The following is a 13001-nucleotide window of genomic DNA, read 5'->3' on the forward strand; positions in this document are numbered from 1 at the left end:
GGTGATGAGAAACGTTTTGGAAGCTGACATGATGGTTTCCTTTGGAGTTCGTTATTATATCAAGATATAAAAAGCTATGACTGATGACAAGACCCCCTCGTCCCAGAAAACATCTACCCGCGAGCGTGTACTGGACGCGGCGGAGCGGCTGCTCGTGCGAGGCAACGCCACCTTCTCGATGCGGGATCTCGCTACCGAGGCGAAGCTGAGCTTCGCCACGCCGTTCAACCAGTTCGGCAATAAGGGAGCGATCATGCTGGCGCTGTCCGCACGCCGGATCGATCTCATGCAGGAGCGGTTGGATCAGGCTCCGCGTCTCGCAACCGCGGTCGCCCGCGTCCTCGCGGCGGTGGATGTCGCCGTCTCGGTCATGCTGGAAGCGCCGGCGGTGAACCGGATCGTGATGGGGGCGATCGGCGCACCGAGCGAGGAACCAGGCAACGTCTCGTCTCAATCGAGGGCGCTGTGGGCCGAGGCGCTCCAGGATTGTGATGGGCTCGCGGATGCCACGCGGGAATTGGCGCTCGCCACGCTTCCCGATCAGCTTGCCGTCGCATTCAGGGGTGTCCTCTCGTTCTGGACGGCGGGGGAGTACGATGACCAAGCTCTGCGCCGCCGCGCTCGCACGGCGGCTGCCGCGATTCTTCTTGGCTTCGTCGGCGCTGATGAACGAATGGAGTTGTTGGCAACCCTCGCGGAATGATCCGCCATATCCCCAGCTTAACCGGGGACAGACCACCATTTTCGTGGCAGGTTTGGCTTTCTTGCCAACCTCCCGCGAGCCCCCATCATGCCGCGTCGTCCCAGGCTCCGCCTCGCCGATATCCCGTTGCACCTCATCCAGCGTGGCAACAATCGGGGAGACTGCTTCTTCGCCGACGTTGATTACCGCGTCTACCTGGAGGAATTGGGCGACGCCTGCCAAGCCAATGGGGTGGCGCTCCACGCCTATTGCCTGATGACGAATCATGTCCACCTGCTCCTGACCCCGACGGATGCCGACGCGCCTTCGCGTGTCATGAAGCGGCTGGGACAGCGGTATGTGCAGTACGTGAACCGATCCCATCAGCGATCCGGGACATTGTGGGAGGGGCGTTTCCGGTCCTGCCCGGTCGATGAGGACTCGTATCTGCTGGCCTGTTACCGTTACGTGGAACTCAATCCGGTGCGCGCGGGCATGGTGGCCGACCCGGCCGACCACCGCTGGTCCAGCCATCGCGCCAACGCCTTCGGCGAGACATCGGCGCTGATCACGCCCCACGGCATCCTGGAGACGCTAGGCCCGACAGCGCAGGCGCGGCGGGCGGCGTACCGGGAGTTTTTCGAGCGGGGAATGGAGGCGGACCGGATCGGCGAAATCCGCGATGCCCTCAATGGCGGGTTCGCTTTGGGGGCTGAGGCGTTCCAGAAGCGTGTCGCGGCACTGACGGGGCGGAGGACGTGGCGTGGTAGCCCCGGCAGGCCGGCGAAGCGCCCGGTAGGAACGGACTGAGCCGCACGGAAAAGGTGGTCTGTCCCCGGTTTGTATGACGGGGCGGAGGACGTGGCGCGGTAGCCCCGGCAGGCCGGCGAAGCGCCCGGTAGGAACGGACTGAGCCCGCACGGAAAAGGTGGTCTGTCCCCGGTTTGTTCATGGCCGGTGAATGCGGAGGATTCCTTGACCCCACCGTTCTCCACGTCCCGCCCGCCGGCAGGAATAAATACTATTGTAATCATTTTCTGAAAATCTCCGATCCAAGCCTGGAAGAGGTTCTTCCGTGTCACTTTCATCATCAAGGACCGCCTTTCAGAGGGCGATTTGAAAAGGGCACCAACCTTCGATGGGCGGCTGGCATTCATCCAAATCTTGGCTTTAGACGAATTCAGGTGACCAATGAAGAACCTCAGCCTGCGCGCGAAGATGCGCGCCGCTTTGGCTGGTCTCGCCGTCCTCATCGTCGCGTTGGGGCTGTTTACCAACCAGCGGATGTCCGTGATCAACGACCAATCGAGCATCCTCGCTGAAATCCGGATGCCACGCTCCAATCTGGTCAACGCGGCCAGCGTGGCGGCGGCGAATTACAGGATCGTGGAAGCCACCCACATCATCAACGACGACTCGGCGGCCATGGGAGCGATCGAGGGCGAACTCGACGCGCTTCGGAAGAGCGTCGGCGACCAGTTCGGTCGCTATGCCGGCATGGATCTAACCGCGGAGGAGCGGAAGGGCATCGCCGAGGTGCAAGGCGCTTGGCGGAACTATCTCCAGAAAAGCGCCGATATCATCTCGCTGTCGCGCGGCAACCAGAACGATGCCGCCACCGCGCTCTTCCGCGAGACCAAGCCGATCTACGACAGTCTGTCCAAAGAGCTGCTGGAACTTGTCAATCTGAACACCAAGCTCGGCGAAGTGGCGAGCGCCACGGGTGACGCGATCTACGACACCTCCCGGATGATCGTCCTGGCGGTGCTGGCGCTGGTCATCGCGGCGCTGGCTGGCGTCGTTCTGTTCTTCGAGAAATCAGTCGCCGCCGCCATGACGCGGATCACCGCCACCATGACGCGGCTCGCCGCCGACGACCTGACGGTAGAGGTCGTGGGGCGCGAGAGTGACGACGAGATCGGCGCCATGGCGAAGGCGGTGCAGGTGTTCAAGGAGAACGCCGACGAAAGGAAACGGCTGGAGGCGCGCGAGCGTGAGGAGCAGTCGGCGCGGCTGAAGCGGATGGAGACGATGGACCGCCTGATCACCGGCTTCGACGGCACCATGGGAAGCATCCTGAGGACCGTCTCGTCCGCCGCGACCGAACTGGACAGCACGGCCCAGAGCATGGCGGCCATCGCCGAGGAGACCAGCCGGCAGGCGACGGCGTCCGCGACGGCGGCCGAGCAGACCTCCGCCAATGTCCAGACCGTCGCCGCGGCGGCCGAGGAGATGAGCGGATCGCTCGGCGAGATCTCGCGTCAGGTGACCCGCTCGACCGGCATCGCCAACCAAGCCGTGGCCGAGGCGGATCAGACCAACAGCACCATCCAGGGCTTGGCCGACGCCGCCAACCGGATTGGCGAGGTCGTCAACCTGATCGCCGACATCGCCAGCCAGACCAACCTGCTGGCGCTCAACGCGACGATCGAGGCGGCGCGGGCCGGCGAATCCGGCAAGGGTTTCGCGGTCGTGGCGTCCGAGGTCAAGAGCCTGGCCACCCGTACCGGCAAGGCGACCGAGGAGATCTCTGCCCAGATCTCCTCCATGCAGCAAGCCACCGGCGGCGCCGTCACCGCGATCCGCGGCATCGGCGCCACCATCAACTCGATCAACGAGATCACGACGGCGATCTCCGCCGCGGTCGAGGAGCAGGCCGCCGCGACGGCCGAAATCTCCCGGAACGTGACGGAGGCCGCCGCCGGCACCCAGGAGGTGTCGAGCACCATCATCCAGGTGACCGAGGCATCGGCCCAGACCGGCACCGCGGCGACGCAAGTCCAGGGTGCGGCGGGCGAACTATCCCAGCAGTCGGAACTGCTGCGGTCCGAGGTCGAACGCTTCCTGGCCGGCATCCGGGCGGCGTGATCCAGGTCGCGCGGAGAGGAAAGCGGCGTTCAGCGGGTCGGGCCGGACGCCGCCCATCCCTCCAGCAGTTCCCGCAGCGTCTTGCCACGTGAGCCGGGGTGTTCCGCCAGCACCAAGGCGTAGTCCACACCCTCCAGGCTGGGCGTGTGCATCACCTCGGTGATCTTGAAGGTCGAGAGCGCGTCGTTCTCCTCGAACTGGATCCACTGGCCGACGCTCGGTTCGAGCCTCAGGGCCTTGTCGCTCCAGACGGGCTTGTCGTCCTCGCGGACGAGCAGGCAGCGGCACCGGATGCTCATCGTGTGTCTCCTCGGTAATCCCATGGGGCATCCCACGGCGGTCGCACTCCAACGGGCGGGGTGCGGCGGCGGTTCCAAAGTGGGGACCGGAAGCCGACCGTTTCACTGGTTTCGCCTTGCAACGATCGGCGAAACGATCGGCGTCGGCCGCGGTTGACAAGGGATCGTGTCTCTGAACAACCGGGATGGTTCCTAACATGCGGCAGCGGTGGCCACAGACACTCTGGATCGTTCGTCACGGCGAGAGCGCCGGTAACGTCGCCCGCGACGCGGCCGATGCCGCCGGAGCGGGCCGGATCGACATCGCGGAACGCGATGTCGATGTTCCCCTCAGCAGGCGCGGCGAGGATCAGTCGCGGGCGCTGGGCGACTGGTTCCTGGAACTGCCGGAGGGCGAACGGCCCGATGTCGTGCTGACCTCGCCCTACCTGCGCGCCCGGCAGACGGCGGAGATCATCCAGGCCAGCGGCGGTCTCCATGTCGACGTCGCCGATTTCGTCATCGACGAGCGGCTGCGCGAGAAGGAGTTCGGCGTGCTCGACCGCCTGACGCGGCATGGCATCCAGCAGGAGTTTCCCGAGCAGGCGGAATTCCGCCGCTTCCTCGGCAAGTTCTATCACCGGCCCCCCGCCGGGGAGAGTTGGTGCGACGTGATCCTGCGGCTGCGCAGCGCGCTCGACACCATAAGCCTGCATCATGGCGAGCGCCGGGTGTTGGTGGTTGGCCATCAGGTCGTCGTGCTGTGCCTGCGCTATCTGCTGGAGAACATGACCGAGGACCAGATCCTCGCCATCGACCGCGAGGGCGACGTGGCGAATTGCTCCCTCACCGAATACGGCTACAGTCCGGACATTGGAAAGATCGGCGGCATGGAACTGCGACGTTACAACTTCGTGGCGCCGCTGCGCGAGGCGGGGGCTGCCGTCACCGCCGAGTCCGACCAGCCCACGGCGGCGCGATGACCGCGGCCACTCGGATCACGGGGGAGCTGCTGCGGTCGATGCCGCTGCCGAACCCCGCCGACCGGGCCTCCGGTGCCGTCGACAAGAAGGCGAGGGGCGGCGTTCTCGTCATCGCCGGCAGTGTCGAGGTGCCGGGTGCCGCCTTGCTCGCGGCGACCTCCGCGTTGCGGGCGGGCGCCGGCAAGCTTCAGATCGCCACCTGCTCCAGCGTCGCTCCCCACATGGGGCTGGCGGTGCCGGAGGCGCTGGTGATCGGCCTGCCCGAAACACCGGCGGGCGGCATCTCGCCGGACGCGGCGGATGTGCTGTGCGAGCGGGCGGAACGGAACGACGCGGTCCTGGTGGGGCCGGGCATGATGGACAAGGACGCCGTCGCCGCCCTGACCACGGAACTGGTGAAGCGGTTCGCCGATCCCGTGCTGGTGCTCGACGCCGAGGCCCTGGTTTGCCTGGATGGCCTGCGCGAGCCGTTGCTGCGGCGGCAGGGCCGCACGATCATCACGCCCCATTCCGGCGAGATGGCCAGCCTGCTCGGGATCGAGCGCGACGAGGTGGAGGCCGATCCCATCCGGGTCGCCCATCGGGTCGCGACCGAGTTCGGCATGGTGGTGGTGATGAAGGGTGAATGCACCCACATCCTCGACCCCGATGGCGAGTGCTGGGCCTTCGAGAGCGACAACGCCGGGCTGGCGACCTCCGGTTCGGGCGACACCTTGGCCGGCATCGTGACCGGTCTCGCCGCGCGGGGCGCCACTCCGGCCCAGGCGGCGATCTGGGGCGTCTTCATGCATGGTCAAGCCGGCAGGCGTCTGGCCCACAGCCGCGGCCCGTTGGGCTTCCTGGCGCGCGAACTGCCCGGCGAGATCCCTGGCATCATGGCGGAGTTCTCGCGCTAGCCCGTCGCAACCCGCTGGCCCATGCCGCCAGTTGTTCGCGCCGGCGGATAATCGGCGGTGATGTTCGATAGTGTACAGACACCCTCGTGGCACCAGCCCTATCCGTCAACCATCGATGTGGAGAGGGCCGATGGTCGAGAAGAAAATTGAAAAGCACGATGACCGGTTGGGGGACCTGATTGAAAGGGCCAGAAAGGTTTTCGAACGGTCGCGCCAAGTGATAGCGGAGTCGCGCAGGATCAGGGCCGAAACCTCGGCGGCGCGTCATGGAAAGCCACCGCTTGGCGATGAGGGAACGGAGATGGAGATGCCGGCATAATATATCGGGGCCTTGCGTCGTTGGCTGGAGTTCCCCCTCTAGACTTGGTGTCCAAGAGGGTCCTGGCGGTGGATGACCGAGCGACGCGAGTGCCCCCATCCAGCATGATGGAGACGGGAATGTCTCGGATCGATCAATCCCAAATTCGAAACCGCCTTTTGGCGTCTCTTCCGGCCGCCGATTTCGAGCGGCTGGCACCCGCGCTGACACTGGTCGACCTGCCCCTCAAGCAGGTGCTGCTCGAGGCGGAGGAGCCGATCGAGATCGCCCATTTCCTCGAAACGGGCATGGCCTCGTACCTCGCCTATCTGGAGAGCGGCGAGGCCGTGGAAGTCGGCATCGTGGGCTCGGAAGGCATGGTGGGGTTGCCCATCGTCCTGGGTGTCGACAGCGGTTCCTTCGGCGCGATCGTCCAGCAAGCCGGTACGGCGTTGCGGATCAACCCACCAGCGCTCAAGCAGGCGTTCGGCGAGAGCGAGGCGCTGCGGAACCTGTTGATGCGCTACATGCAGGCGCTCCACAGCCAGGTTTCCCAAACGGCCTTGTGCAACAGCTATCACACGCTGGAGGAACGCCTGTCCCGCTGGTTGCTGATGACCCAGGACCGGGCGGGCGGTGACCAATTTTCGATGACGCACGAGTTCATGGCGCTGATGCTGGGCGTGCGCCGCGCCGGGGTCACGATCACCGCCGGCACCTTGAAACGGGCAGGTCTGATCCACTACGCGAACGGCGAGGTCACCGTCCTGGACCGCGCGGGTCTGGAACAGGCGGCGTGCGAATGTTACGCCAACGTCGAGCGCCAGTTCAAGCAACTGCTCGGATAACCCAGCGGGCGCGCAAGAAGAAAGGCCGCCCCGAGGGGCGGCCTTTCAATTGTCAAACCACGATCCGATACAGGACCACGATTACGACGTGGTATCACGCGTGGATCTCGCCAAAGGCGGAGACCCTGGTCACTGTACCCGAGAGCGGCTTGGAACAATTAGACACAAGATCACCTCCTTTCTGTTGTTGCAGACAGTACCGGTAATGTAGAAGCCTTCCGGAACTGTTGCAAGACCATAGGGCCGTGGTTTTTCACGTTTTCTCGAACAAGCGCGGCGCACCGCGCCAGACGTGCCGGCTGGCTGGTCAGCCGGGCTTCCCGGAATTCGTGCGGGGTTCGGGCTTCTCGGTGGTGCCGGCCTCCTGCGCGACTTGGCCGGGCTTGTTGCCGCGGTTGATCTCGACCGGATTGTGGACGGCGTCCGGGCCCTCGTTGGACGGTGGGTTCGCCTTGGGATCGGTGTTGCCGCCGACCTTGTGGAATTCGTCCGACTTATCGGCCATGGTTTCGCTCCCGAAATAGGTTGAGGAACAATTGCAACAGGCGCTACTCCCATCGGTTCCCCCTTGGGCGAGCGGCGTCCCGTGCCGCCATGGTTGGCGCCGCGCGATCCTCGACCCTCCAGCCGGAGCCGACGTCATGAGCACACTTCCCGGCACGACCGCCGCCCGCTGGGCCATCGCCCTGACCGAGATCCCCAGCGTGACGGGGACCGCCGACGAGGCCGGGTTCGCCGAACGCCTCGTGGACCTGCTGCGCGCCGATCCACTGTTCGCCACCCGGCCTGACGACGTCTGGACGATCCCCGTTCCCGACGGTCCGCACGAACGCTCCTGCGTCTGTGCCCTGCTGCGGGGCCAAGGCGCCCGGACCGTCGTCCTGACCGGCCACTTCGACACCGTCGGCATCGATGATTATGGCGATCTGGCGCCGCTGGCCCGCAAGCCGCTGGAGCTGAAGCGGGCTTTGGCCGATCTCCTGCGCGCCGAGGCCTCCGTGCCGGCCGAGCGGTTGGCCCTGGACGATCTGGAGGGGTTGGACTTCATGCCCGGCCGCGGCCTGCTGGACATGAAGGCGGGGCTCGCCGCAGGGCTGGCCGCCCTGGAAAGCGCCGCCGCCGATCCCGAGCGTGCCGGAAACCTGCTGTTCCTCGCGGTTCCCGACGAGGAGGTCAACTCCGCCGGAGCGCGCGCCGCGGCGGCGATCCTGTCCGATTTGGGCGCCAGCCGGGGATTGGAGATCGTGGCGGCCATCAACCTGGACGCCCTGGTCGAGGACGGCGACGGAAGTGTCGGCCGCGCGGTGGCGCTGGGCACCATCGGAAAGCTGCTGCCGAGCGCGCTGGTGGTCGGCCGGGCGACCCACGCGTCGGACTCTTTCCGGGGGCTGGGCGCCTGCGCTCTGGCCGGCGCACTGGCGGCCGAACTGGAATGGGCTCCGGAACTGCTGGAGCGGACGGGCGGCGAGACCACCGCCGGGGTGACGCTGCTCGGAATGAAGGACACCAAGCTCGGCTACAACGTGACGACGCCCGAACGCGTCTGGATGTTCTGGAACGTCATGACCCAGCGGCGCGGCCCGGCCGATGTCCTGGAGACGGTCGGGCGCCTGGTCGACCGCGCCGCGCGGGGGCTTGTGGCGAGGCTTTCCGACCGCCTGGGATCACCGCTGGGCGAAGTGCCGGTCGTGACCTTCGAAGCCCTGCGGCGCGAGGTCGAAGGGAGGGGAGGGACGGTGGCCGAAGCCTTGACGGCCAGCGCCCGGGAAGCGGCGGCGGCCAACGTGGACCTGCCGGAGCAGAGCCGGATCATAACGGAGCGCGCCTGGGATCTCAGCGGGCGATCCGGCCCGGCGATCGTCCTCGGCTTCGCCTCGATGCCGTACCTCGCGACCAGCCTCGGGGAGGACGGCGACGCGCGCCGGCTCGAGATCGCCTGCGAGGCGGCGGCGCTGGTGGTGGCCGAGCGGCATGGCGTCTCCATCCGCCTGCCGCGCTACTTCCCCGGCATCTCCGACATGAGCTTCCTGGGCCAGGCGGACGAGACCGCCATCCCGGTCATCGCGGCCAACACGCCACCCTGGGGTGCCGGGATCGCTTGGCCGGAGGGGCGGGCGCTGGGCGGCGTCCCGATCGTCAACGCCGGTCCCTGGGGTCGTGACTATCACACCCGGCTGGAGCGCCTGCACATGCCCTACGCCTTCGAGGTCCTGCCCGATCTGGTGGGCGAGATCGCGCGGCGGGTCCTGTCGTGAGGCGATAAGATCCACGGAACCCCTTGGCGCCGCGGCGGTTGGGAGAGCGACAGGGGAGACGAGAGATGGATTTGACGGACTATCCGCTGCTGCACGAAGCCGACATGATGCTGACCCTGCTGAGGGTCGCGGCAAAGGGTCCGGCGACGTTGGACGACGCGCTCGACCGGCTGAAGACCAATCTCGCCTCGGTTGGCGGGACGTTCCCCGTGACCGACGCGGAGATCCTGCCGCACCTGTCGCGGATGCGGGAGCACTTGATCGCGGCCCTGCTGCTGGAGGAATTCGAGCATGGCCGCGTCGCGATCACGCCGCGCGGCGAACGAGCCTTGGCCGAGCATCCCAGCGGCATCGACGACAGCGTGCTGATGGCCTATCCGGAGTTCCGCGATTTCATCAAGGCGCGGGCGGGGCACCCGATGAAGACCGTCGGCGACAAGAACCCACCCGGTGACGATCCCCGTCCCGTCGAGTTCGATCAGGGGTTCGTCGCGTTCCGCGAGGGATTGGACATCAACGACAATCCGCACTCCCGAGACACGTCGATGCACATCGCCTGGGAGAACGGCTGGTCCGAGGCCAAGGATGACGTGACGCGCCTGGACGCGTGGGCGGCTGGTTCGACCAATATCTGACGGGTGCTCAGACCCTCATTTCCGCCAATCCGGCCGGCTTCGGCTGAAGGTCCGGATGATCCGCGTCCTCTCCGCCCACCGCATCCACATCCTCGAGGACTTTGGCGATCCGGGGCTTCTTTGACGTCCAAATCAACTCGGCGCCGGCTCCCCGCAGCTTCAGGACGACGTTGATCGCCTTCTTTGGCTTGGCCAACAGTTCGGCGGCCTCGATCGCGTCCGCTATGGCGTCATGCTTGCTCAAATACGGTCCGTGGGTCTCGCAGCCCTCGTCCACGAACCACTTCTCGACACGGCAGGTGACGTAGAATTCACGGATCATATTTCCCTCCTGATCACCTGAAAGGCCGATGACGCATGCCCGGCGACGTCCCGCCCGCGTTTCCAATCGTTCATGGAGAGAACAACGCCCGCCAACCCGATTCATCGCATTTCTCTAATGGGTTTGTTTCGTCTTCGGGTCATATCCGATATGGCGGGGAGGCGCGGGAAGGCATGGATGATGTGATGGATATGCTTGGCGGTGACCATGCATATGCCGTTCGTCGTGGGTGAAATATCTCTTCCGGGTTTCCCTATTCATCAGCACAGACGGGTTTAATCGGCTCCCTCGGCTGTTGCACAGGGGAGCAACGGAGCTGGAAGCCTTGAACATGCCACCCTTGGACAAGCTGATGACGATCGCCGCCGTTCTCGTGCTGGCGGCCTGTGCCCAATCCCCCGATCCATCGCGGAGCGGCGCCTCCCAATCCGCGGGCCAAGGAGTGGGCGTATCGCGCGGAAACGAACCTCCCAGCCGTTTCCAATCAGTCGGGGCTTGCGAACCGACCGAGTGGGCCGGGCTCCAGGAGGACGCGAAGCGGCTGCCGCCGGATCAGCGCGGCCGCGTCGACATGATGTTCGATCAAGCCCAAAGTTATTATGCCGAGAACAACCGGGGACAATGCATACTCGTGCTTCAGAATATCGAAAGAACGGTACGCCAGGGCGGCGCCGCATCCTGATCCTCGACTGCGTGTCCCCTTGAAGTGAGCTGGATCTGAACATGGCGGACGAGCGGACTTGCTCCGGGCCCAAGTTTCGGGACCTCGAATACGAACAGCTTCAGACCGCGTTCGAAACCGCGGAGACGGAACTCCATTTGGCGGTCGAGGAAAACCGACAACTGGAAGCGGAAAAGTCGCGGATGGCCGCCGAGAACGCCCGTCTGCGCCATCTGCTCGCCCAATCATATTCCAGGTTGCTGGAGGCGCAGGTTTCGGCTGAGAAACGCCCCGTCCGGCCCCTCTCCGGGTTGGAGAGAGAGCTAGGCATCGTCAACGAGGAACTCCAGATCTCCCTGGAGGAATTGCAGGTCACGGTGGAGGAGTTGGAGGAAACCAACTCCTCGCTGCTGCTGGTCAATGAGACGTTGGAACAGCAAGTGGCCGAGCGCACCCGCCATCTCGAACTCGCCCTCGCCGAACGTGACGAACTGCTTCGTTGCAAGGACCAGTTCCTCAACGAGATCGGGCACCGGGTCAGCGACAGCCTGCGCATCGTCATGAGCCTGATCCGCATCCAAGCCGACCGCTCCGTCGATCCATCCGTCCAGGCGGCCCTCCAGACCGCCGAGGCGCGTGTCCAAGCCGTGGCGCAAGTCCATGACCGTCTGTTCACCGGCGGTGGTTCGGGCCGCGTCAGGATGGACAGGTACCTTGGCGAGATGTGCCAGCAGATCGCCAAGGCGATCGGCGGTCAGACCGGCACGCGGGGCTCACCGCAAACGCTGGAGATCGAGGTCGAGCCCGTCGAGTTGTCCGCCGATCTCGCCTTCCCCCTTGGTTTGATCGTCACCGAACTGGTGGGTAACGCGCTGCGTCACGCCTTCGACAGTTCGGGGGAGGGAACGGTCTGGGTCCAGTTCGGCCGGGTGCCCGATGACAAGCTGAAGCTTGTCGTCGCCGACGACGGCAAGGGCGTTCCCCAACGCGTGGATTTCTCCGGCGGGATCGGGATGGGGATGCATATCGTGGCGCTGATGGTTCGGCGCCTGCGAGCGACCCTGTCGGTCACCCACGTCCATGGCACCTGCTACACCTTGACGCTGCCCGGCGGCGAATTCCGCGAAGCCACCCGCGAGCGGCCAAGGTCGATTGGCGATCGAACCTGACGGTCTATTGGTCGGCCTCCGCCCGGCCGGAGGTCGCCGGCTCGTCCAGCTTGACCGCGGGTGTGTTGGGTGCCCTGTCGCCCCCGTAGAGTAGGTGCAGCGTCACCAGGATGCTCTGCACCTCGGCGCCATCCAGCGCGTAGAACGTCATCTGCCCGTCGCGCCGGAACCGGACGAGATTGGCCTGCCGCAGCCTCGCCAAGTGCTGCGACACGGCGGACTGGCTAAGCCCGACGAGGGACTCGAGTTCGATGACCGACCGCTCGCGTTCCGCCAGGAGCAGCAGGATCCGCAAGCGCTGCGGATTTCCCATCGCGCGGAGCAGGGCGCTGGCTTGGTCGGTGTGGAACTGCTTGAACTCGAAGCTCATGATTGATTCTGGAATTCCAAGAATTGGTCCACAGTGCCGCGGTCTTCATCCGACCAGCCCCTCGGCCGAACCCGGTCTGGTGCTGGAACGCGGAAACAAGCCGTCGCGTTGGTTCGTTCCGAGCGTCGTTCCGCCGTGCCATCCCCCGCATGAGATACCACACTGTTGAGAACGGGGTAAGGGCATCCCTTGGCCATCGTACCGGCGAGGAAGGCGGGGTGCGCCGAAGGTGGAACCGTCCCGCGCGCGCGCCTGTTCTCGACAGAGGAAACAACCAGTGGAGGGACCATCGACATGGCTAACCAACCACCTCCGGTACCGCCAGCGGGCCGCAGCGGCAAGGGACCCGGCGGATCCCTCCACGAGGGTAATCCCGTCGCCGACGCCCCCGATGGCGGTGGAACGCCGGCGAACCTGAAGGAACAGGACCGCCAGGGCAACACCAAGCAGAACACCACCAACAAGGGCCACCAGCAGGATCGTTGATCATGTCGAGAAACATCGCCGGCACCAACCGTCATCAGGGTGGACCCGGATCGAGCCAGCAGAACGCCGACAAACCGGCCGACGACCCGAAGAACCAGCCGGCGGCGGAACATCCGGAACCCGGCCAGCCGACCAATTCCAGAAGCAGCTGGGTCGGTACCGGCGGCGGCGAGCGGGACCGCCACCACACCCACGATCCAGACACCAAATCCTGACCCGATCACCGACCAGCCGGCGCGGTGCTTGACCG

Annotated in this window: 17 protein-coding genes; 13 read left to right on the forward strand and 4 right to left on the reverse strand. The window is 65.6% G+C overall.

Annotation, left to right across the window (positions count from 1 at the left end):
- Positions 1-76 precede the first annotated feature (76 nt).
- From N825_RS20945 to N825_RS20955, 3 genes are all read left to right on the forward strand, one after another.
- Positions 77-703, forward strand: a complete 627-nt coding sequence (locus N825_RS20945; RefSeq protein ID WP_037456608.1) for a TetR/AcrR family transcriptional regulator — start codon at positions 77-79, stop codon at positions 701-703.
- Positions 704-790: 87 nt separating this feature from the next.
- Positions 791-1492 carry a transposase gene (locus tag N825_RS20950; RefSeq protein WP_037456611.1) on the forward strand — a complete coding sequence of 234 codons (702 nt, stop codon included), beginning with the start codon at positions 791-793 and terminating at the stop codon, positions 1490-1492.
- A 381-nt stretch (positions 1493-1873) separates the two neighbouring features.
- Entirely contained in the window at positions 1874-3550 is a 1677-nt protein-coding gene (locus N825_RS20955) for a methyl-accepting chemotaxis protein (protein ID WP_037456614.1), read from the forward strand.
- 29 nt (positions 3551-3579) lie between these two features.
- Here the strand turns inward: N825_RS20955 and N825_RS20960 are convergent, their stop codons facing one another.
- Positions 3580-3849, reverse strand: a complete 270-nt coding sequence (locus N825_RS20960) for a hypothetical protein (protein ID WP_037456617.1) — start codon at positions 3847-3849, stop codon at positions 3580-3582.
- 197 nt (positions 3850-4046) lie between these two features.
- Here N825_RS20960 and N825_RS20965 point away from each other — a divergent pair, with 197 nt between their 5' ends.
- From N825_RS20965 to N825_RS20980, 4 genes are all read left to right on the forward strand, one after another.
- Positions 4047-4811, forward strand: coding sequence for a histidine phosphatase family protein (locus tag N825_RS20965; RefSeq protein WP_037456621.1), 765 nt, complete (start codon positions 4047-4049; stop codon positions 4809-4811).
- On the forward strand, positions 4808-5707 hold the full coding sequence (locus tag N825_RS20970; protein WP_037456624.1) for an NAD(P)H-hydrate dehydratase: 900 nt from the start codon (positions 4808-4810) through the stop codon (positions 5705-5707). The genes N825_RS20965 and N825_RS20970 overlap by 4 nt, the downstream gene beginning before the upstream one ends.
- 130 nt (positions 5708-5837) lie before the next feature.
- Entirely contained in the window at positions 5838-6026 is a 189-nt protein-coding gene (locus N825_RS20975; protein WP_037456627.1) for a hypothetical protein, read from the forward strand.
- 158 nt (positions 6027-6184) lie between these two features.
- Positions 6185-6853, forward strand: a complete 669-nt coding sequence (locus tag N825_RS20980; protein ID WP_245613187.1) for a Crp/Fnr family transcriptional regulator — start codon at positions 6185-6187, stop codon at positions 6851-6853.
- A 307-nt stretch (positions 6854-7160) separates the two neighbouring features.
- Here N825_RS20980 and N825_RS20985 read toward each other — a convergent pair whose 3' ends face one another.
- Positions 7161-7358 (reverse strand): hypothetical protein, encoded by a 198-nt coding sequence (locus tag N825_RS20985; protein ID WP_037456630.1) that lies wholly within the window; start codon positions 7356-7358, stop codon positions 7161-7163.
- A gap of 136 nt (positions 7359-7494) precedes the next feature.
- Between N825_RS20985 and N825_RS20990 the strand changes: the two genes are divergently transcribed.
- Positions 7495-9108: a M20/M25/M40 family metallo-hydrolase gene (locus tag N825_RS20990; protein ID WP_037456634.1), complete on the forward strand. Its 1614-nt coding sequence runs from the start codon at positions 7495-7497 to the stop codon at positions 9106-9108.
- A 65-nt stretch (positions 9109-9173) separates the two neighbouring features.
- A complete protein-coding gene (locus N825_RS20995) occupies positions 9174-9743 on the forward strand; it encodes a hypothetical protein (protein ID WP_037456637.1) in 570 nt (189 codons plus the stop codon).
- 7 nt (positions 9744-9750) lie between these two features.
- On the opposite strand, the gene N825_RS21000 is transcribed toward N825_RS20995, so the two are convergent.
- Positions 9751-10065, reverse strand: a complete 315-nt coding sequence (locus tag N825_RS21000; RefSeq protein WP_037456640.1) for a hypothetical protein — start codon at positions 10063-10065, stop codon at positions 9751-9753.
- 331 nt (positions 10066-10396) lie between these two features.
- Here N825_RS21000 and N825_RS21005 point away from each other — a divergent pair, with 331 nt between their 5' ends.
- Together N825_RS21005 and N825_RS21010 are read left to right on the forward strand one after the other, a co-directional pair.
- Positions 10397-10747 (forward strand): hypothetical protein, encoded by a 351-nt coding sequence (locus N825_RS21005; protein ID WP_157619460.1) that lies wholly within the window; start codon positions 10397-10399, stop codon positions 10745-10747.
- Between the two features lie 41 nt (positions 10748-10788).
- A complete protein-coding gene (locus tag N825_RS21010) occupies positions 10789-11895 on the forward strand; it encodes a sensor histidine kinase (protein WP_037456646.1) in 1107 nt (368 codons plus the stop codon).
- Positions 11896-11899: 4 nt separating this feature from the next.
- Here N825_RS21010 and N825_RS21015 read toward each other — a convergent pair whose 3' ends face one another.
- The gene (locus tag N825_RS21015; protein WP_063833892.1) at positions 11900-12265 is read right to left on the reverse strand and encodes an ArsR/SmtB family transcription factor; all 366 of its coding nucleotides are present in this window, start codon (positions 12263-12265) and stop codon (positions 11900-11902) included.
- Positions 12266-12559: 294 nt separating this feature from the next.
- Here N825_RS21015 and N825_RS21020 point away from each other — a divergent pair, with 294 nt between their 5' ends.
- Complete coding sequence (locus N825_RS21020; protein ID WP_037456649.1) at positions 12560-12751, forward strand: hypothetical protein; 192 nt, start codon at positions 12560-12562, stop codon at positions 12749-12751.
- 2 nt (positions 12752-12753) lie between these two features.
- On the forward strand, positions 12754-12966 hold the full coding sequence (locus N825_RS21025) for a hypothetical protein (protein WP_037456651.1): 213 nt from the start codon (positions 12754-12756) through the stop codon (positions 12964-12966).
- The last annotated feature ends 35 nt before the right edge of the window (positions 12967-13001 follow it).

It is taken from the genome of Skermanella stibiiresistens SB22 (assembly GCF_000576635.1).
Lineage (GTDB): Bacteria > Pseudomonadota > Alphaproteobacteria > Azospirillales > Azospirillaceae > Skermanella > Skermanella stibiiresistens.

Coding starts and splice junctions, on each gene's coding strand:
- N825_RS20945 (WP_037456608.1), top strand. CDS start 77: ATGACTGATGACAAGACCCCCTCGTCCCAGAAAACATCTACCCGCGAG.
- N825_RS20950 (WP_037456611.1), top strand. CDS start 791: ATGCCGCGTCGTCCCAGGCTCCGCCTCGCCGATATCCCGTTGCACCTC.
- N825_RS20955 (WP_037456614.1), top strand. CDS start 1,874: ATGAAGAACCTCAGCCTGCGCGCGAAGATGCGCGCCGCTTTGGCTGGT.
- N825_RS20960 (WP_037456617.1), bottom strand. CDS start 3,849: ATGAGCATCCGGTGCCGCTGCCTGCTCGTCCGCGAGGACGACAAGCCC.
- N825_RS20965 (WP_037456621.1), top strand. CDS start 4,047: ATGCGGCAGCGGTGGCCACAGACACTCTGGATCGTTCGTCACGGCGAG.
- N825_RS20970 (WP_037456624.1), top strand. CDS start 4,808: ATGACCGCGGCCACTCGGATCACGGGGGAGCTGCTGCGGTCGATGCCG.
- N825_RS20975 (WP_037456627.1), top strand. CDS start 5,838: ATGGTCGAGAAGAAAATTGAAAAGCACGATGACCGGTTGGGGGACCTG.
- N825_RS20985 (WP_037456630.1), bottom strand. CDS start 7,358: ATGGCCGATAAGTCGGACGAATTCCACAAGGTCGGCGGCAACACCGAT.
- N825_RS20990 (WP_037456634.1), top strand. CDS start 7,495: ATGAGCACACTTCCCGGCACGACCGCCGCCCGCTGGGCCATCGCCCTG.
- N825_RS20995 (WP_037456637.1), top strand. CDS start 9,174: ATGGATTTGACGGACTATCCGCTGCTGCACGAAGCCGACATGATGCTG.
- N825_RS21000 (WP_037456640.1), bottom strand. CDS start 10,065: ATGATCCGTGAATTCTACGTCACCTGCCGTGTCGAGAAGTGGTTCGTG.
- N825_RS21005 (WP_157619460.1), top strand. CDS start 10,397: ATGCCACCCTTGGACAAGCTGATGACGATCGCCGCCGTTCTCGTGCTG.
- N825_RS21010 (WP_037456646.1), top strand. CDS start 10,789: ATGGCGGACGAGCGGACTTGCTCCGGGCCCAAGTTTCGGGACCTCGAA.
- N825_RS21015 (WP_063833892.1), bottom strand. CDS start 12,265: ATGAGCTTCGAGTTCAAGCAGTTCCACACCGACCAAGCCAGCGCCCTG.
- N825_RS21020 (WP_037456649.1), top strand. CDS start 12,560: ATGGCTAACCAACCACCTCCGGTACCGCCAGCGGGCCGCAGCGGCAAG.
- N825_RS21025 (WP_037456651.1), top strand. CDS start 12,754: ATGTCGAGAAACATCGCCGGCACCAACCGTCATCAGGGTGGACCCGGA.